This is a genomic window from Zunongwangia pacifica (genome assembly GCF_023499215.1).
In the GTDB taxonomy this organism is placed as follows: Bacteria; Bacteroidota; Bacteroidia; order Flavobacteriales; family Flavobacteriaceae; genus Zunongwangia; species Zunongwangia pacifica.
The window spans coordinates 115,783-131,038 of sequence record NZ_JAKHSK010000011.1; the positions used below are offsets into that span (position 1 = coordinate 115,783).

Sequence of the window (15,256 nt, forward strand, 5' to 3'; positions counted from 1 at the left end):
ACTTGACTTTTAAAAAGAAAAAAGATGTGCCAAATATCCAAAATCGCACTGCTGTTTTGCATATTGTGTTTTGGCTGCGATAAAATCCCCGATCCTCCAAAAGATCGAAAATTATCTACGGAATTTAAAGAATATTGGTTTGATGGTACGGCTGAAATTACATCGTACACCTTAACACAGGCAAGATATGGAGAAATGCGGGAAGGTACCGCGGTAAAGATCTTTGTAAAAGAAGATTTTTCTCCTGAAGAACAGGTAAAAGCCAATGAAGTTTCAGAAAGAACATTCCCGGTTTTAAAACTGAACAGCACCAAAAATTTTATCACCGGCATCTACCCCTACTCGATTATGGAGAGTAGTTTTTTTCCGCTACATAAAGAAGGCCATGCTACAAAAGTTTCGGCTTCTGTACAGGAATGGTGCGGACAGCAGTTTATTCAGCTTAACAATCGCACAAATTTTGAGATGAACTCACATTCGTATTTTGAAGGGGAAGCCGATAAGCAATTTAATCTTCCAAAAACACATTTAGAAAATGAAATCTGGAATATCATACGGATTAATCCGGCTGAATTACCTGAGGGCGAATTAGAAATGATCCCGTCTTTTGAATATTTACAATTGCAACACCGCGAGGCTAAAGCTTATAAAGTTTCGGCTAAAAAATCCAAAAAAGATTCCCTTGCATTATACGCCTTAAATTATCCAGACCTTAATCGAACGATAAAGATCTATTACCAGCCTGCATTCCCTTTTGAGATTGAAAAATGGGAAGAAACAATGCCTTCTGGCAATAATGAAAATTCAAAAATGCTTACCACAAAGGCGGTAAAAAACAAGCGCTTAAAAATAGACTATTGGAATAAAAATGCGTTGAATAATGTATCTTTGCGCGAAAAATTAGGATTAAAATGAACATCCCCGAGTTTGCATATTCTACAGAGCTTTTTTATACCTTGCTTATGCTGGTGATCCTTTTAGTGATCAATTTTGTACTTAAAAAAACAGCACAGCGCATTGGTGAGAAAGGGGAAATTCATATTACCAGAATTCGTTTAATGTTCAGATACATCAATATTTTAATCGTTATTCTGGCACTATTTGTAATGGCGGTGGTTTGGGGGATGAATCTTCGGGATCTTGCCTTAATATTCTCTTCGGTTTTTGCTGTTATTGGCGTAGCCTTATTTGCGATCTGGTCTATACTTAGTAACATCACTTCAGGAATAATCATGTTTTTTAATTTCCCTTATAAAATTGGGGATAAAATAAAAATCCATGATAAGGATATGCCTATCGAAGCATTAATTGAAGACATTAAAGCCTTTCATCTTCACTTAAGGACAGACGATGGTGAACTTATTACCTATCCCAATAACCTTATCTTACAAAAGGCAGTTTCTTTAGTACAGAAAGACGTTTTTTTAGATGAAGGAAAAAATGCACTCTAACTTTTAAAGAGCCTTTTTTGTATTAATTAATTGAATGTCCGCAATAAAGCTTGATTCAGGGCCTCATCACAATAGCTTGTTCTTTAATACACTATGAGATTCCGGATCAAGTCCGGAATGACGAAAAAAACGAATTATTACAAATTACGGATAATTAATTAAATATAAATACTACCATTAGGGCAGTAAACTGCCCAGGGCAAGTCCATATGTCCCTTTTTTAGAAAATTATTTTTTAATTTAAGACAAGCCTTGTAGCATTTAATCTCGATTATCGAGTAAAAACTTTATATTTGATTTTGTTTAAAATAAGGCATAAAAATGCGTAAATTCCTACCCCTTTTATTTTTAATACTCTCTTTTAAATTAAATGCACAGGCTCCCCAAAAACTAAGTGCCTCAGCGATTTATGAAAAAATTGAAAAACTGAATTTTTTAGGTTCCGTTTTATATCTGGCGGCTCATCCTGACGATGAAAATACCCGATTGATCTCCTATTTCTCTAATGAAAAACATGCCAGAACGGCTTATCTTTCTTTAACCAGGGGTGATGGCGGCCAAAATCTAATAGGACCAGAAATAAGGGAACAATTAGGTTTAATTAGAACTCAGGAGTTACTTGCTGCACGTAAAATTGATGGTGGGCAGCAGTTTTTTAGCCGCGCCAATGATTTTGGATATTCTAAAAATCCAGATGAAACTTTAAAAACCTGGAATAAAGAAGAAGTTTTAAGTGATGTGGTTTGGGTGATAAGAAATTTTAAGCCCGATGTGATTATTAATCGTTTTGATCATCGCACACCGGGTACAACGCACGGCCACCATACCTCTTCTGCAATTTTAAGTGTAGAAGCTTTTGATATTACCACTGACAAATCGATATTCCCAAAACAATTGGAATACACCAGCACATGGCAGCCAGAACGCTTATTTTTTAATACCTCATCCTGGTTTTTTGGGAGTCAACAAGCATTTAAAGAAGCAACAAAAAGTGAAAAATACCTGAGTTTTGACACCGGAGTCTATTTTCCTTTAAAAGGACTTTCTAATCCAGAAATCGCATCGTTAAGTCGTAGTCAGCACCAATCACAGGGTTTTGGAAGTACGGGTTCTCGTGGTAGCGAAATGGAATATTTAGAACTTATTAAAGGTTCACAACCAGCTTCCAGGGAAGATATTTTCTCTGGAATAAATACCACCTGGACGCGTGTTAAAGGCGGCGCTGAAATTGGTGAGATGTTAAGTGATGTTCAGGAAAAATTTGATTTTACTAATCCGTCTGCCAGTTTACCAGCACTTTTAAAAGCCTATTCGCTAATTCAGCATTTAAAAGACGAACATTGGAAAGCCATAAAAACAGAAGAAATAAAATCAATCATACAGGCATGTGCGGGACTTTATCTGGATGCGGTATCAAATTCAGAATTTGCTTCGCCAGGCGATACTACCATGCTTCAGCTTGAAGCTATTAATCGCAGTAATGCCGAAGTGGAGTTAACATCTATCGTCTTAAATCCGCAAAATCAAGTTGAAGAAACGGCTACTGTACTCCCTAATAATGAAGACTGGAAAAAATCCTTGGAATATAAAGTTCCTGAAAATGCCACGTATACTTCACCATACTGGTTAAATAAAGAAGGAACTGTAGGAATGTATCGTGTAGATGATCGAAAATTAATTGGGAAACCAGAAACTCCGCATCTTAACACGGTAACTTTCAACATCGATATAAATGGCACTTCCATTCCTTTTGAAAAAGAAATTGTTTACAAATATAATGACAATGTAACCGGTGAAAATTACGAGAATTTTGAAATTATTCCACCGGTATCCATAGGTTTTACAGAGGATGTTATTCTTTTCCCTAATCAGGAAAGCAAAAATATCAGGATAAAAGTGACTGCGGAAAAAGACAGTACCAGCGGAACGCTAAAATTAAATTTACCTTCAGAATGGCAAATATCGCCAAAATCTGAAGCGGTAAACCTCCCGCAAAAAGGAAGCAGTATCACGTATACTTTTAAAGTGACCCCACCTTCAGCGCAAAGTGAAATTTGGATTTATCCTGAATTTGAAACTTCTGGAAAAACATACAAAGACGAAGTTATTACGATTAACTATCCCCATATACCAAAGCAAACACTGGTTATCCCTGCAAAGCTGAAACTGGCTAAAATCGATATTCAGAAAAAAGGAGAAAATATCGCGTATATCGCCGGTGCCGGTGATGTAGTGCCTGAAAGTTTACGCCAAATTGGTTATCATGTGAGTGTGCTATCGCCTGCGACAATATCCGCAAAAGGCTTAGCAAAATATGATGCAGTAGTAACCGGCGTTAGAGCTTATAATGTATTGGAAGAACTTCGTTATAAGAATGACGAGTTAATGAAGTATGTTGAAAATGGTGGTACACTGGTGTCGCAATACAACAAAGATCGTGGTATTACAGTAAACCAAATTGGGCCTTTCCCTTTTAAATTATCCTACGATCGTGTAACCGAAGAAGATGCCGAAGTTGATTTTGTAAATCCCAATTCACCTGTTTTAAATACGCCCAACAAAATCACCAAAAACGATTTTGATGGCTGGGTACAAGAACGTGGACTATATTTCCCGAACGCCTGGGATAAGAATTACAATACCATATTATCAATGCACGATAAAAATGAAGAAGCTACAGAAGGCAGTCTTTTAATTGCTAAATACGGTAAAGGCTATTATGTTTATACCGGTTTAAGCTTCTTTAGACAATTTCCTGCCGGAGTTGCGGGATCGTACCGCCTTTTTGCTAACTTGCTTTCTTTAGGAAAATAATGGAAGAAAAGCCAGAGAAATATCAATGGAAAATGCGGTACACCGCTGTGTTGGTCGCCAACGCTATCTATATTATTGCCTTTTATTTTATAATGAAATCTTTCGCCTAACATGCAATTAATTGATTGGATAATTTTAATAGTTACCATTAGTTCGATTGTTTGGTACGGCGTCTATAAATCTCGTGGTAGTAAGAACGTTCAGGATTTTATAAAAGGTGGTAACGATGCCCAATGGTGGACCATTGGCCTATCGGTAATGGCCACCCAGGCCAGTGCGATTACTTTTTTATCGACGCCGGGACAGGCCTTTAATGATGGGATGGGATTTGTACAATTTTATTTTGGGCTGCCTATCGCTATCGTTATCATTTGTATTGTTTTTATCCCTATTTATCACCGATTAAAGGTTTATACGGCTTACGAATATTTAGAATCCAGATTCGACCAAAAAACAAGAGTATTAACCGCATTACTGTTTTTAATTCAGCGTGGTTTAGCAGCCGGGCTTACTATTTTTGCTCCTGCTATTATCCTATCGGCTGTTTTAGGCTGGGATCTTACCACGCTTACCTTACTAATTGGAGTATTGGTCATTATTTATACAGTTTCAGGCGGTACCAAAGCCGTTAGCGTAACACATAAGCAGCAAATGGCGGTAATCCTAACCGGAATGATCGCGACATTTTTTATCATTTTATATTACCTGCCAGAAAATATAACCTTCACAAAAGCATTGGAAATTGCCGGAAGCGAAGGTAAAATGGATGTGCTGGATTTCTCTTTCGATTTTAATAACCGATATACGTTTTGGAGTGGTATTATAGGGGGTACATTCTTATCGCTTTCCTATTTTGGCACCGATCAAAGCCAGGTGCAGCGTTATCTCTCTGGAAGAAGCGTAAGGGAAAGTCAGTTAGGAATGATATTTAACGGATTTCTAAAAGTACCATTGCAATTTTTTATATTGTTAGTTGGTGTGATGGTTTTTGTATTCTACCAGTTTAATAGCACGCCACTTAATTTTAACCCTGCTGCGACTGAAGCCGTTTTAAGTTCAGATTATGCCGAGCAGTACGAAGATTTAATGGTGACTCACCGTGAGCTTCAGGAACAAAAACAAAAACTTACTTTAGATTACGCCAATAAAATCGATCAGCTCTCTGAATCCGAAAATCAGCAATTTAAAGACCAGCTTTCCGCATTAAACACTCAGGAATTCCAAAATCGTGAAAAAGCAAAAATATTTATCGATGCGGCAAAAACCAGTGCAGAAAGTAACGATAAAGACTACGTATTTATTCATTTTATTCTGAATAATTTGCCCCGAGGTGCTATTGGTCTTTTATTGGCCGTGATTTTATGCGCTGCGATGTCTTCTACCGCTTCAGAGCTAAATGCGCTGGCATCGACGACGACCATCGATATTTATCGCAGAAACCTGAAAGAAGAAAAAAGCGAAGAGCATTATTTAAATGCCTCAAAATGGTTCACCCTAATGTGGGGTGTTCTAGCCATCATCTTTGCCAGTGTAGCCGATTTATTTGATAATCTTATTCAGCTTGTCAATATTATCGGTTCGATATTTTACGGCAATGTACTGGGCATATTTTTACTTGCCTTTTTCATCAGATTCATAAAAAGCAATGCCGTTTTTATTTCAGCAATAATCACTCAATTAATTGTAATCGTAGTTTACTTTTTAGATATTTTACCGTATCTATGGTTAAACGTTCTTGGCTGCCTGTTGGTCATTAGCATTGCATTGCTTATACAAACCACCACCCAACCTAAAAATGCATCATCATGAATAAAACAATAAACTGGGGAATCTTAGGACCGGGAAAAATCGCTAAAAAATTTGCTTTGGGCTTAACCCATGTTCCCAATGCTAATTTGTATGCGGCTGCCAGCCGATCTTTAGAAAAAGCTAAAGATTATACTGAAGAAATGGGAGCCGATAAAGCCTACGGAAGTTACACTGAAATGCTCAATGATCCTGAAGTGGATGCTATTTATATTGCGACACCTCACGTATTTCACCACGAGCATACGTTGCTTTGTCTGAAGCATAAAAAGGCCGTTTTGTGTGAAAAGCCTTTTGCCATGAATAAAAATCAGGTAAAAGAAATGATCGATTTTGCACAAAAACAGGATACATTTTTAATGGAAGCTATGTGGACGCATTTTCTTCCTCATTTTAAATATACTGCTGAAGTTATAAAATCTGGCAAATATGGGAAAGTCTTATCAATGGAAGCCGATTTTGGTTTTGATGCTCCTTTTGATGCCAACAGTAGGATTTACAATAAATCTTTAGGTGGCGGTAGTTTACTGGATATTGGTATATATCCAATTTTTGCGGCCTTGAGCTTTCTGGGTAAACCAGAAAAAATAGAAGCTACCGCTAAAATGGCCAAAACCGAGGTAGATGCCAGATGCCACGCTACATTTATTTATCCTGAAAATGTAAGGGCCGAACTTTATAGCTTTGTAGATAAAAACACTGATGTTGCGGCCACCATAACATTAGAAAAAGCCAAAATTTATATAAAACCAAGATTTCATCAACCAAGCTCCGTAGTCATCACTACTGAAAATGAAAGCCTCACCAGAGAATTTGGCGTAGAAGCTAACGGTTATAATTTTGAAGCCGAACACGTAGGCCAAATGCTATTGGAAGGCAAAAAAGAAAGTACTGAAATGACGTTTGAAAAAAGTTTAGAGCTTATAGAAATGCTGGATGCGGTTCGAGAAAAAATTGGTTTGGAATATTAATAATATTGCTTCAGTGAAAAGAGGCTTTCTAAAAATATCAAAAAACGTCATTCTGAATTTATTTCAGAATCCCATCTCATTGATTTAAAAATAGTTATGAAAACCTGAAACAATTCCGATCGCTGTCGGAGCGACTTGACTAAAATTGAGTTTTAGACAGCCTCTTTTTTATTATTAGATATTTTAGAGCTCCATTATTTTGCTCCCCACTCTTTTAATGAATCTTTGTTCATTTTTACGTAATCTTTATTTCCGGCCTTTTCAGCAGCAGTCAAAGACTTTTTAGCCGCTTCAATTGCTTCCTCTTTTTTACCTAAATCGGCAGCGATCAACGACTTTTTTCTCTGTATCCAATAAGCATCTGGATTGGCTTCAGTTGCTTTATTGATCCACTCCCAGGCTTTATTTAAATCTTTATCGGCATCATGATAATAAGCAGCGGCAGCATAATAGTCGCCAGCTCCCGGGCCGTTCATTACTCTATCGATACTAGCCATTGTTTTTTTATCTGTAGGAACAGAAAATTTTAAAAAAGCCACGGTATTCTCCCATAAGAAATTTAAAGTAGCACCATCGTTTGTAAGCTCATCGATTAAAATAGTGAAACTTTGCATTTCCATAGGCATTTTAACCACCTCAGCTTTTGCTTTTAAAGCGACCATACTATCATCCCAATTTTGAGGATTTCCCCAGTTATTGGTAGATTTATAAAACATTACATCCCAATTGTCTTTATTAGGGATCGTATAAATAGCATATTTACCCGCTTTTAAAGTTTGGCCCTGGATTTCTACATCATCAGAAAAACCTATAACGGTGTTCTCATTTGCACCGGTTCTCCAAATTTCTCCGTATGGCACTAAGTTTCCAAAAATCGTTCTGCCGCGCATTGCAGGCCTTGAGTAGTCTAATGTAACTGTGGTTAACCCTACCATCTGCTCTACTTTAGCAGAAGGACTTGGTTGTGGCGCCTGTATTTGTGCAGATACAGATATACCTAAAGTTAAAATGAATAGTTGTAGTAGTTTTTTCATGATTGGGTATGATTTAGTTTTTCACTAAGATAATAACATTCACAGCTAATTAAATTAAGAAATACATACTTAATGATATTTTTTTATAATAAAATCAATCATTTAAATTTTGTTTAACTAATATAATTTTTCATTAAACAATTATCATTGTAATTTTATTAAAATAACAAATTGCTTAAAAATGCACCAAATCCATACCTTTCAAAAACTCCCTATTTCAAAAAAACAGGCATGGGATTTTTTATCTGATCCCAAAAACCTTAAAATCATCACTCCAGATTATATGGGTTTTGATATTACCTCTGGTGGAGATCGCCCTATGTTCGAGGGGCAGATTATTCAATATATCGTTACTCCAATTGGCGGTATAAAAACAAAATGGGTAACTGAAATCACCCATGTTAAAGAAGGTGAATACTTTGTAGATGAACAACGTTTTGGCCCGTATGCGTTATGGCATCACAAACATTTTATTAAAGAAATTGATGGCGGAGTAGAAATGGAAGACATCGTAGATTATAAGCTACCAATGGGAAAATTGGGCAATTTGGTACATCCATTTATGGTAAAACCAAAATTAGAGGAGATTTTCGAGTATCGTAAAAAGAAGCTCATTGAGCTTTTTGGCGAGTACAAAACTCCACAAGCTTCTGAAGGTACTCTTAAACAGGATATTTTAAATTAATTATGGAAAAGAATATTTTACTTATTGGCGGTTCTACCGGCATAGGACTAGAAATTGCTAAAAAACTACATAAAGAACACAATATTTATATTGCTTCCAGAAGCCATGGTGATATTGGCGATTTAGAAGTTAATCATTTAGAGTTTGATGTGCTGAAAGATGACATATCGTCTCTTGATTTACCCGAAAAATTAGACGGATTGGTGTATTGCCCAGGGAGCATTAATCTGAAACCTTTTAAAATGCTAAAACCAAAAGATTTTGAAGATGAAATGCAACTCAGTTTTTTTGGTTTAATTAAAGTTATAAATGCATTGATGCCTATATTAAAAGAATCCCAACAAGCTAGTTTAGTATTTTTTAGTAGCGTCGCAGTAAAAGTAGGGATGCCTTTTCATACCAGCATAGCCGCCGCAAAAGGCGCAATAGAAGGTTTTGCTAAATCTTTAGCGGCAGAATATGCACCGAGTTTAAGGGTTAATGTGGTCTCCCCTTCGTTAACTGATACTCCACTTGCAGAAAAACTATTAAATAACGACAAGAAAAAAGAAAAAATGGATCAGCGTCACCCCCTAAAACGAGTGGGAACTACAGCCGATATTGCTAATATGACCGCATTTTTATTAAGTGAAGAAAGTAGCTGGATTACAGGACAAATTTTTGGTGTAGATGGCGGACTTTCCACACTAAACATTTCGTAAATGAGCAAGGATAAAATAAATATATTCTGGTTTCGTAGGGATTTAAGATTAGATGATAATGTAGGTTTTTTAGCAGCTTTAAAAGAAGGGCATCCCGTAATGCCTATTTTTATTTTTGATACTGAAATCTTAGATCGTTTACCTGAAGATGATGCCCGGGTAACTTTTATTTTTGAAACACTTCAGAAAATGAGGAGTGAACTTCAGAAAAATCATCATTCTTCAATCGCCATGTATCATGGTAAACCTGAAGAAATTTTTAAAAGCCTAGTAAAGGATTACAACATTGGCAAAGTCTTTACCAACCGCGATTACGAGCCATACGCCAAAGACCGTGATCATCAAATTCAGCAATTATTAGAGGCCAATGATATTGAATTTGAAACATTTAAAGATCAGGTTATTTTTGAAAAGGATGAAGTTGTAAAAGGTGACGGCGATCCCTACGTGGTGTACACGCCGTACATGAAAACATGGATGCAACATTTTAAAGACATCGACCTAAAGATTCATTATACCAGTCAGTTTCTAGATAATCTTATTCAAAACACCAGACTACCAAACTTAAGTTTAAGTGATATTGGCTTTAAAAAATCATCTTTAAAAGTACCTGATTTCGATATTACGCCAACACTTATTCAGCAATATGAAAACACCAGAAATATACCTTCAAAAGAAGGCACCAGTCACTTGGGGCCTCATCTTAGATTTGGGACAGTAAGCGTTCGGAAAATGGTTAAAAAGGCTAATAACGAAAAGAATAAAACCTTTTTGCAGGAATTGGTGTGGCGCGAATTTTTTATGCAGGTTTTATATCATAACCCCTCAACGGTAACCGATGCTTTTAAAAAGAAATATGACACTATTAAATGGCGTAATAACAAACAAGATTTCGAAAAGTGGAAAGCTGGTAAAACAGGTTTCCCTTTGGTTGATGCCGGTATGCGTCAACTTAACAAGTCTGGTTTTATGCACAATCGAGTGAGAATGCTGGTGGGTAGCTTTTTGTGCAAACACTTGTTAATAGATTGGCGTTGGGGAGAAGCCTATTTTGCTGAAAAATTACTAGATTACGAAATGTCATCTAATGTTGGAAACTGGCAGTGGGTTGCAGGAAGTGGCGTAGATGCCGCTCCTTACTTCAGGATATTTAATCCTACTACTCAAATCGATAAATTCGACAAAGACAAAAAATACATAAAAGAATGGGTTGAAGAATTTGGCTCCGATGATTATCCCGATAAAATGGTAGATCATAAAGAAGCGAGAGAACGCGCACTTTCAACCTATAAAGAAGCAGTAAGCAATGGTTAATTGTTAGTTAGTAATTTCTGTATTGCCAAACGAAAACGGCCAGTAATTTTAAGTTACTGGCCGTTTTTTTATTGAATATTTAATTCCTGTCTAATTAATTTTCTAAAGATTGTAGATATTCTTTTGCACGCTCTAAATCTTCAGGAGTATCAATCCCAATAGTCTGTCTATCGGTTTCTACCATTTTAATATTTTTACCATATTCTAAATATCGAATACATTCAATTTTTTCAGCATTCTCCAATTGCAGCATGGGTAAATTATAGAAATCTAAAAGTGCCTGTTTTCTAAATGCATAAATCCCAATATGTTTATAATAAATCACTTTAATATCGGTATTTCTAGGATAAGGAACAGGAAACCTTGAGAAATATAGCGCATAATCATTATGATCTGTAATCACCTTTACATTATTAGGATTGGTAATTTCTTTACTATCCTGTATTGCTACTTTTAAGGACGCTAAATCGATACTTGAAGCATCATCATCCTGAAAAACATTCAGTAATCGCTCTAAACTTAATTTATCAATAAATGGCTCGTCTCCCTGCACGTTCACTACAATATCTACATCCATATCATGAACGGCCTCGGCAAGGCGGTCACTTCCGCAGTCATGCTCTTTTTTGCTTTTAATTACTTTACCGCCAAAATTCTTTGCTTCTACTACTATCTTGTCACTGTCTGTAACAATATAAACATCATCAAACAGCCCGGTATTCTTAGCTGCTTCATAAGTTCGCTGAATTACCGGTTTCCCATTTAAATCCTGCATTAACTTCCCCGGAAATCGTGAAGCTTCGTATCTGGCGGGAATCATCGCGACAATCTTAAGTTTTTCTTTCATCAAAAAATATTGATTAATTTTTTCTAAAAATAAGCTTTTAAAAACAGGCCGGCTGTTTAAATTTAGTTAATCCTGTACCACAAAAAAATCATCTTTAAATCCTATAAGATATAATTTATCTGTAGCCCGTGTTACCGCTGTGTACAACCAGCGAAGATATTCTTTGCCTACACCATTGGGTAAATAAGGCTGTTCTATAAAAACGGTATTCCATTGCCCACCCTGACTTTTATGACAAGTAATGGCATAAGAGAATTTTACCTGTAATGCATTAAAGTATTTGTTGTTTTTAACCTTCAAAAACTTTTTATATTTCGCTGTTTCATCTTCATAATCTTTCATTACTTCCTGATAAAGAAGATTAGATTCTTCAAAAGTAAGCGAAGGGGAATTACTGGTTAACGTATCTAACATGACCACCGTCTCAAAAGGACGCATCTTTGGGTAATCGACCATTTGCACCGAAACTTCAGCAAAACGAAATCCGTAAAGTTCCTTTATCGCAAAAATCTCCAAAACTTTTACAATATCCCCATTGGCAATAAAACCAGCTTCAGAAGAGGGTTTTATCCAGAAATAATTATTTTTTACCACCATTAGATAATCGCCGGCAGAAATTTCTTCTTCCTGGTATAAAATTCGGGATCTAATTTGTTGATTGTATTGATTAGCTCTTTTATTAGAACGAACAATAATACTGGTATCCTCGTTTCCCAGCGAATGATAGGTATCCTGAATGGCTTCCATAATTTCGTACCCATCCACCAGCCGTACTACATCTGCTTTAGGTCCTAATTCAAATTTAAAACTCTCATAAAAAGCTTCACGAATAGCTTCTCTAATTAATGTTGCATTATGTAAAATATCACTTTCCTCACTTTGCCTAACCACTTCGTCTAATTCTATATGCCCAACCTCTTTAAAAAAACCGGTTCGTAATGTATCTTGATCCAAGGCCGGACTTATATCCATTTTTACAGGCGGAAGCTGTGCAGTATCCCCTATAAAAATCAATTGGCATTTGTGCCCGCTATACACATATTCCATTAAATCGTCTAGCAAAGAACCATTATCAAAATTCTTAGAATCACCTGGATGATCTGCAATCATCGAGGCTTCATCTACAATAAAAATCGTATTTTTATGTTTATTTGTTTGTAAAACAAACTGAATTCCGCTTCCCCCCGATTTCTTCGGAAAATAAATCTTCTTGTGAATGGTAAAGGCTTCCCTTTGTGAATAATTCGCTATTACCTTGGCTGCACGACCCGTTGGCGCCATTAAAACACCAGATTTCTTTATTTTCCACAGATTTTTAACAAAAGAACTGATAATTGTTGTTTTTCCTGTACCGGCAAAGCCTTTTAGCAAAAAAAGATCATCATTGGTTCCTTCTACTGCAAATTTGGCTAATTGCTGTAAGGCAATATCCTGTTTTTCACGGGGTTGAAAACCCAAATCGTTAATCAAAATTTTATAAAATGCTGAAACATTCGGTTTTTCCATAGCTGAATCTTCAAAAAACCAAATATAATGATGGATTTTTAGGCAAGAAACTTTTGCGAATAAAAAAAAATTGTAGATTTGTCATATAACTCTAATAACTTAAATTAATTTCTTAGAAGCATGAGACTTGTAATTCAATTACTATTGTGGGCGGTTATAGCTTTTCTGGCTTGGTTAACTTTTGATGCTGTATACCGACCAATTCAATTTAACAAGGTTAAAGAACAACGTTACCCAAAAGTAATTGAAAACCTTAAAGACATAAGAGCGGCCGAGCTTGCTCATAAAGAGATCACTGGTGATTTTGAAGGTGATTTTAACAAACTTGTACAATTTATCGATACTGCTGAATTTGCGATTACTCAACGTAGAGATACTACAGTATTAGATGAAGAATACAGAAAGACCTATGGTGTAGACGAGTATATCGAAAAAGTTCTTATCGATACTTTAGGATTCGTACCGGTAAAAGATTCTTTATACAAAGGTGATCGTGATCGTTACACCAACATGATCAACGTACCAATTAAAGGAACAGACGCTAAAGTCGAACTTCAAGCTGGTTCAATAAAAAAAGGAGATAACAAAATTCCCGTTTTTGAAGCAAGAGTTGCTAAAAGTGTAATCCTATACGATCAGGATAAGCATTTGATCGCACAAGAAAACGAAGTACAATCTGTAGAAGAGGTTAACGGTCGTTACATTAGTGTTGGTTCTATGGAAGAAGTAAACACTACAGGAAACTGGCCACAAACTTATGGTGACCAATAATCCAGAAAATATATCTTTGAAATTGTCCATTCAGGTTAGCCTGAATGGACTTTCTTTTTGTACCCTAAATACAAAAAGTAATACTATAGTTTATTACCACAAAAAATCCTTCGAAAAAGAACTCGATCCGGTAAACCTTCTTCAAAAGATCGAAGAAGAATACAATACGCAACCACAGCTTAAAACACCGGTAAACGAGGTGAAATTATGCTTCTGTAATAACCTTTTTACATTAGTTCCCAAAAAATGGTTTAAAGAAGAGGTCGCTGCTTCTTATTTAAAATTCAATACGAAGATCCTTAAAACAGATTTTGTTGCCGTAGATGAAATTGAGCATAAAGAAATGGTGAATGTCTATATTCCTTATACCAATATCATCAATTATTTTTTTGAAAAATACGGTGAATTCGAATATTCTCACCATCTATCGGTGTTATTGCAAAAGTTTCTTTCTTTTGAAGATCATAAAGGAATTAAAGTCTATGCACATAATAGTCACAAACGGCTAGATTTATTTATCATTGAAGAAGGCAAACTACTACTTTGTAACAGCTTTAATTATTTTAGTAAAGAAGATTATTTATACTACTTGCTTTTTGCTGCAGAACAGTTAGATTTAGACCCCAAAAAGTTTAAGCTTCACTTAAGTGGAGAAATTCATAAAGAAGACGACATTTACAAATTGCTTCAGGATTATATTCAGAATATTCATTTTTTATCTTCAGAAACAACACACGAAATAGAAAAAGGCTGGAATATTAATAAATCTGAAGAATACATACTTTTAAACACGCTTTAAATGCGCATTATTTCAGGAAGCAACAAAGGCAAAAGAATTATTGCCCCCAAAAAATTACCCGTAAGGCCAACCACAGATATGGCAAAAGAAGGCTTGTTTAATATTTTAAACAATCATTATCATTTTAGTGCTTTACGGATTTTAGATTTATTCTCTGGAACAGGCAATATTTCCTATGAATTTGCGTCACGTGGTGCTGAACAGATTACCTCGGTAGATGGTAATTTTGAGTGCGTAAAATTCATAAAGAAAACAGCGGCGGAACTCAATTACTCAATCACTGTCATAAAAAGTGATGTTTTTAAATATTTAGAAAAATCCCCCATTACCGCAGATGTTATATTTGCCGATCCTCCTTACGATTTTTCCACGGAAGATTTTTTAAGAATAGCCGAATTAGTGTTTAAAAATAATCTGCTTAGTGAAGACGGAATGCTAATTATTGAATCTGGAAAACATACCGATTTATCTACTAGCCCAAATTTTGTTGAGAAAAGAGGATATGGCGGTTCTGTTTTTTCATTTTTTTATAAAACTGGTGATAACGATTAAAAATA

General features: G+C 35.7%; 14 protein-coding genes. 11 read left to right on the forward strand and 3 right to left on the reverse strand.

All coding sequences use genetic code 11. The features are described 5' to 3' along the window. The first annotated feature begins 24 nt into the window (after window positions 1–24). The 5 genes from L1967_RS09610 to L1967_RS09630 all read left to right on the forward strand — a co-directional run bounded on the left by L1967_RS09610 (window position 25) and on the right by L1967_RS09630 (window position 7,042). A complete protein-coding gene (locus tag L1967_RS09610; protein WP_249601447.1) occupies window positions 25–915 on the forward strand; it encodes a septum formation inhibitor Maf in 891 nt (296 codons plus the stop codon). Beyond that, complete coding sequence (locus tag L1967_RS09615) at window positions 912–1,451, forward strand: mechanosensitive ion channel domain-containing protein (protein WP_249601448.1); 540 nt, start codon at window positions 912–914, stop codon at window positions 1,449–1,451. The genes L1967_RS09610 and L1967_RS09615 overlap by 4 nt, the downstream gene beginning before the upstream one ends. A 321-nt stretch (window positions 1,452–1,772) precedes the next feature. Then, on the forward strand, window positions 1,773–4,265 hold the full coding sequence (locus L1967_RS09620; protein ID WP_249601449.1) for a PIG-L family deacetylase: 2,493 nt from the start codon (window positions 1,773–1,775) through the stop codon (window positions 4,263–4,265). 111 nt (window positions 4,266–4,376) lie between these two features. After that, window positions 4,377–6,074, forward strand: a complete 1,698-nt coding sequence (locus L1967_RS09625) for a sodium:solute symporter family transporter (protein ID WP_249601450.1) — start codon at window positions 4,377–4,379, stop codon at window positions 6,072–6,074. Then, entirely contained in the window at window positions 6,071–7,042 is a 972-nt protein-coding gene (locus L1967_RS09630) for a Gfo/Idh/MocA family protein (protein WP_249601451.1), read from the forward strand. Before L1967_RS09625 ends, L1967_RS09630 begins: the two co-directional genes overlap by 4 nt. A 194-nt stretch (window positions 7,043–7,236) precedes the next feature. On the opposite strand, the gene L1967_RS09635 is transcribed toward L1967_RS09630, so the two are convergent. Beyond that, window positions 7,237–8,076 (reverse strand): DUF2911 domain-containing protein, encoded by an 840-nt coding sequence (locus L1967_RS09635; protein WP_249601452.1) that lies wholly within the window; start codon window positions 8,074–8,076, stop codon window positions 7,237–7,239. 181 nt (window positions 8,077–8,257) lie between these two features. Here L1967_RS09635 and L1967_RS09640 point away from each other — a divergent pair, with 181 nt between their 5' ends. From L1967_RS09640 to L1967_RS09650, 3 genes are read left to right on the forward strand one after another with little or no spacing between them, the layout of a single operon-like run. Next, the gene (locus tag L1967_RS09640) at window positions 8,258–8,761 is read left to right on the forward strand and encodes an SRPBCC family protein (protein ID WP_249601453.1); all 504 of its coding nucleotides are present in this window, start codon (window positions 8,258–8,260) and stop codon (window positions 8,759–8,761) included. A gap of 2 nt (window positions 8,762–8,763) precedes the next feature. Then, entirely contained in the window at window positions 8,764–9,462 is a 699-nt protein-coding gene (locus L1967_RS09645) for an SDR family NAD(P)-dependent oxidoreductase (protein ID WP_249601454.1), read from the forward strand. Then, entirely contained in the window at window positions 9,463–10,776 is a 1,314-nt protein-coding gene (locus L1967_RS09650) for a cryptochrome/photolyase family protein (RefSeq protein ID WP_249601455.1), read from the forward strand. 94 nt (window positions 10,777–10,870) lie between these two features. Here L1967_RS09650 and kdsB read toward each other — a convergent pair whose 3' ends face one another. After that, entirely contained in the window at window positions 10,871–11,623 is a 753-nt protein-coding gene (kdsB, locus tag L1967_RS09655; RefSeq protein ID WP_249601456.1) for a 3-deoxy-manno-octulosonate cytidylyltransferase, read from the reverse strand. Between the two features lie 66 nt (window positions 11,624–11,689). Beyond that, complete coding sequence (locus L1967_RS09660) at window positions 11,690–13,129, reverse strand: ATP-dependent DNA helicase (protein ID WP_249601457.1); 1,440 nt, start codon at window positions 13,127–13,129, stop codon at window positions 11,690–11,692. A gap of 120 nt (window positions 13,130–13,249) precedes the next feature. On the opposite strand from L1967_RS09660, the gene L1967_RS09665 reads away from it, so the two are divergent. Genes L1967_RS09665 through L1967_RS09675 form a run of 3 tightly spaced genes read left to right on the forward strand, consistent with a single transcriptional unit; the run spans window position 13,250 to window position 15,251 of the window. Continuing rightward, window positions 13,250–13,900 carry a hypothetical protein gene (locus tag L1967_RS09665; protein ID WP_249601458.1) on the forward strand — a complete coding sequence of 217 codons (651 nt, stop codon included), beginning with the start codon at window positions 13,250–13,252 and terminating at the stop codon, window positions 13,898–13,900. Window positions 13,901–13,916: 16 nt separating this feature from the next. Next, on the forward strand, window positions 13,917–14,699 hold the full coding sequence (locus tag L1967_RS09670) for a DUF3822 family protein (RefSeq protein WP_249601459.1): 783 nt from the start codon (window positions 13,917–13,919) through the stop codon (window positions 14,697–14,699). Further along, a complete protein-coding gene (locus tag L1967_RS09675) occupies window positions 14,700–15,251 on the forward strand; it encodes an RsmD family RNA methyltransferase (protein WP_249601460.1) in 552 nt (183 codons plus the stop codon). Window positions 15,252–15,256 lie beyond the last annotated feature (5 nt).

What these genes read in the sequence shown, in the direction of transcription:
- L1967_RS09610 (WP_249601447.1), top strand. Translation starts at nt 25, where the DNA reads ATGTGCCAAATATCCAAAATCGCACTGCTGTTTTGCATATTGTGTTTT.
- L1967_RS09615 (WP_249601448.1), top strand. Translation starts at nt 912, where the DNA reads ATGAACATCCCCGAGTTTGCATATTCTACAGAGCTTTTTTATACCTTG.
- L1967_RS09620 (WP_249601449.1), top strand. Translation starts at nt 1,773, where the DNA reads ATGCGTAAATTCCTACCCCTTTTATTTTTAATACTCTCTTTTAAATTA.
- L1967_RS09625 (WP_249601450.1), top strand. Translation starts at nt 4,377, where the DNA reads ATGCAATTAATTGATTGGATAATTTTAATAGTTACCATTAGTTCGATT.
- L1967_RS09630 (WP_249601451.1), top strand. Translation starts at nt 6,071, where the DNA reads ATGAATAAAACAATAAACTGGGGAATCTTAGGACCGGGAAAAATCGCT.
- L1967_RS09635 (WP_249601452.1), bottom strand. Translation starts at nt 8,076, where the DNA reads ATGAAAAAACTACTACAACTATTCATTTTAACTTTAGGTATATCTGTA.
- L1967_RS09640 (WP_249601453.1), top strand. Translation starts at nt 8,258, where the DNA reads ATGCACCAAATCCATACCTTTCAAAAACTCCCTATTTCAAAAAAACAG.
- L1967_RS09645 (WP_249601454.1), top strand. Translation starts at nt 8,764, where the DNA reads ATGGAAAAGAATATTTTACTTATTGGCGGTTCTACCGGCATAGGACTA.
- L1967_RS09650 (WP_249601455.1), top strand. Translation starts at nt 9,463, where the DNA reads ATGAGCAAGGATAAAATAAATATATTCTGGTTTCGTAGGGATTTAAGA.
- kdsB (WP_249601456.1), bottom strand. Translation starts at nt 11,623, where the DNA reads ATGAAAGAAAAACTTAAGATTGTCGCGATGATTCCCGCCAGATACGAA.
- L1967_RS09660 (WP_249601457.1), bottom strand. Translation starts at nt 13,129, where the DNA reads ATGGAAAAACCGAATGTTTCAGCATTTTATAAAATTTTGATTAACGAT.
- L1967_RS09665 (WP_249601458.1), top strand. Translation starts at nt 13,250, where the DNA reads ATGAGACTTGTAATTCAATTACTATTGTGGGCGGTTATAGCTTTTCTG.
- L1967_RS09675 (WP_249601460.1), top strand. Translation starts at nt 14,700, where the DNA reads ATGCGCATTATTTCAGGAAGCAACAAAGGCAAAAGAATTATTGCCCCC.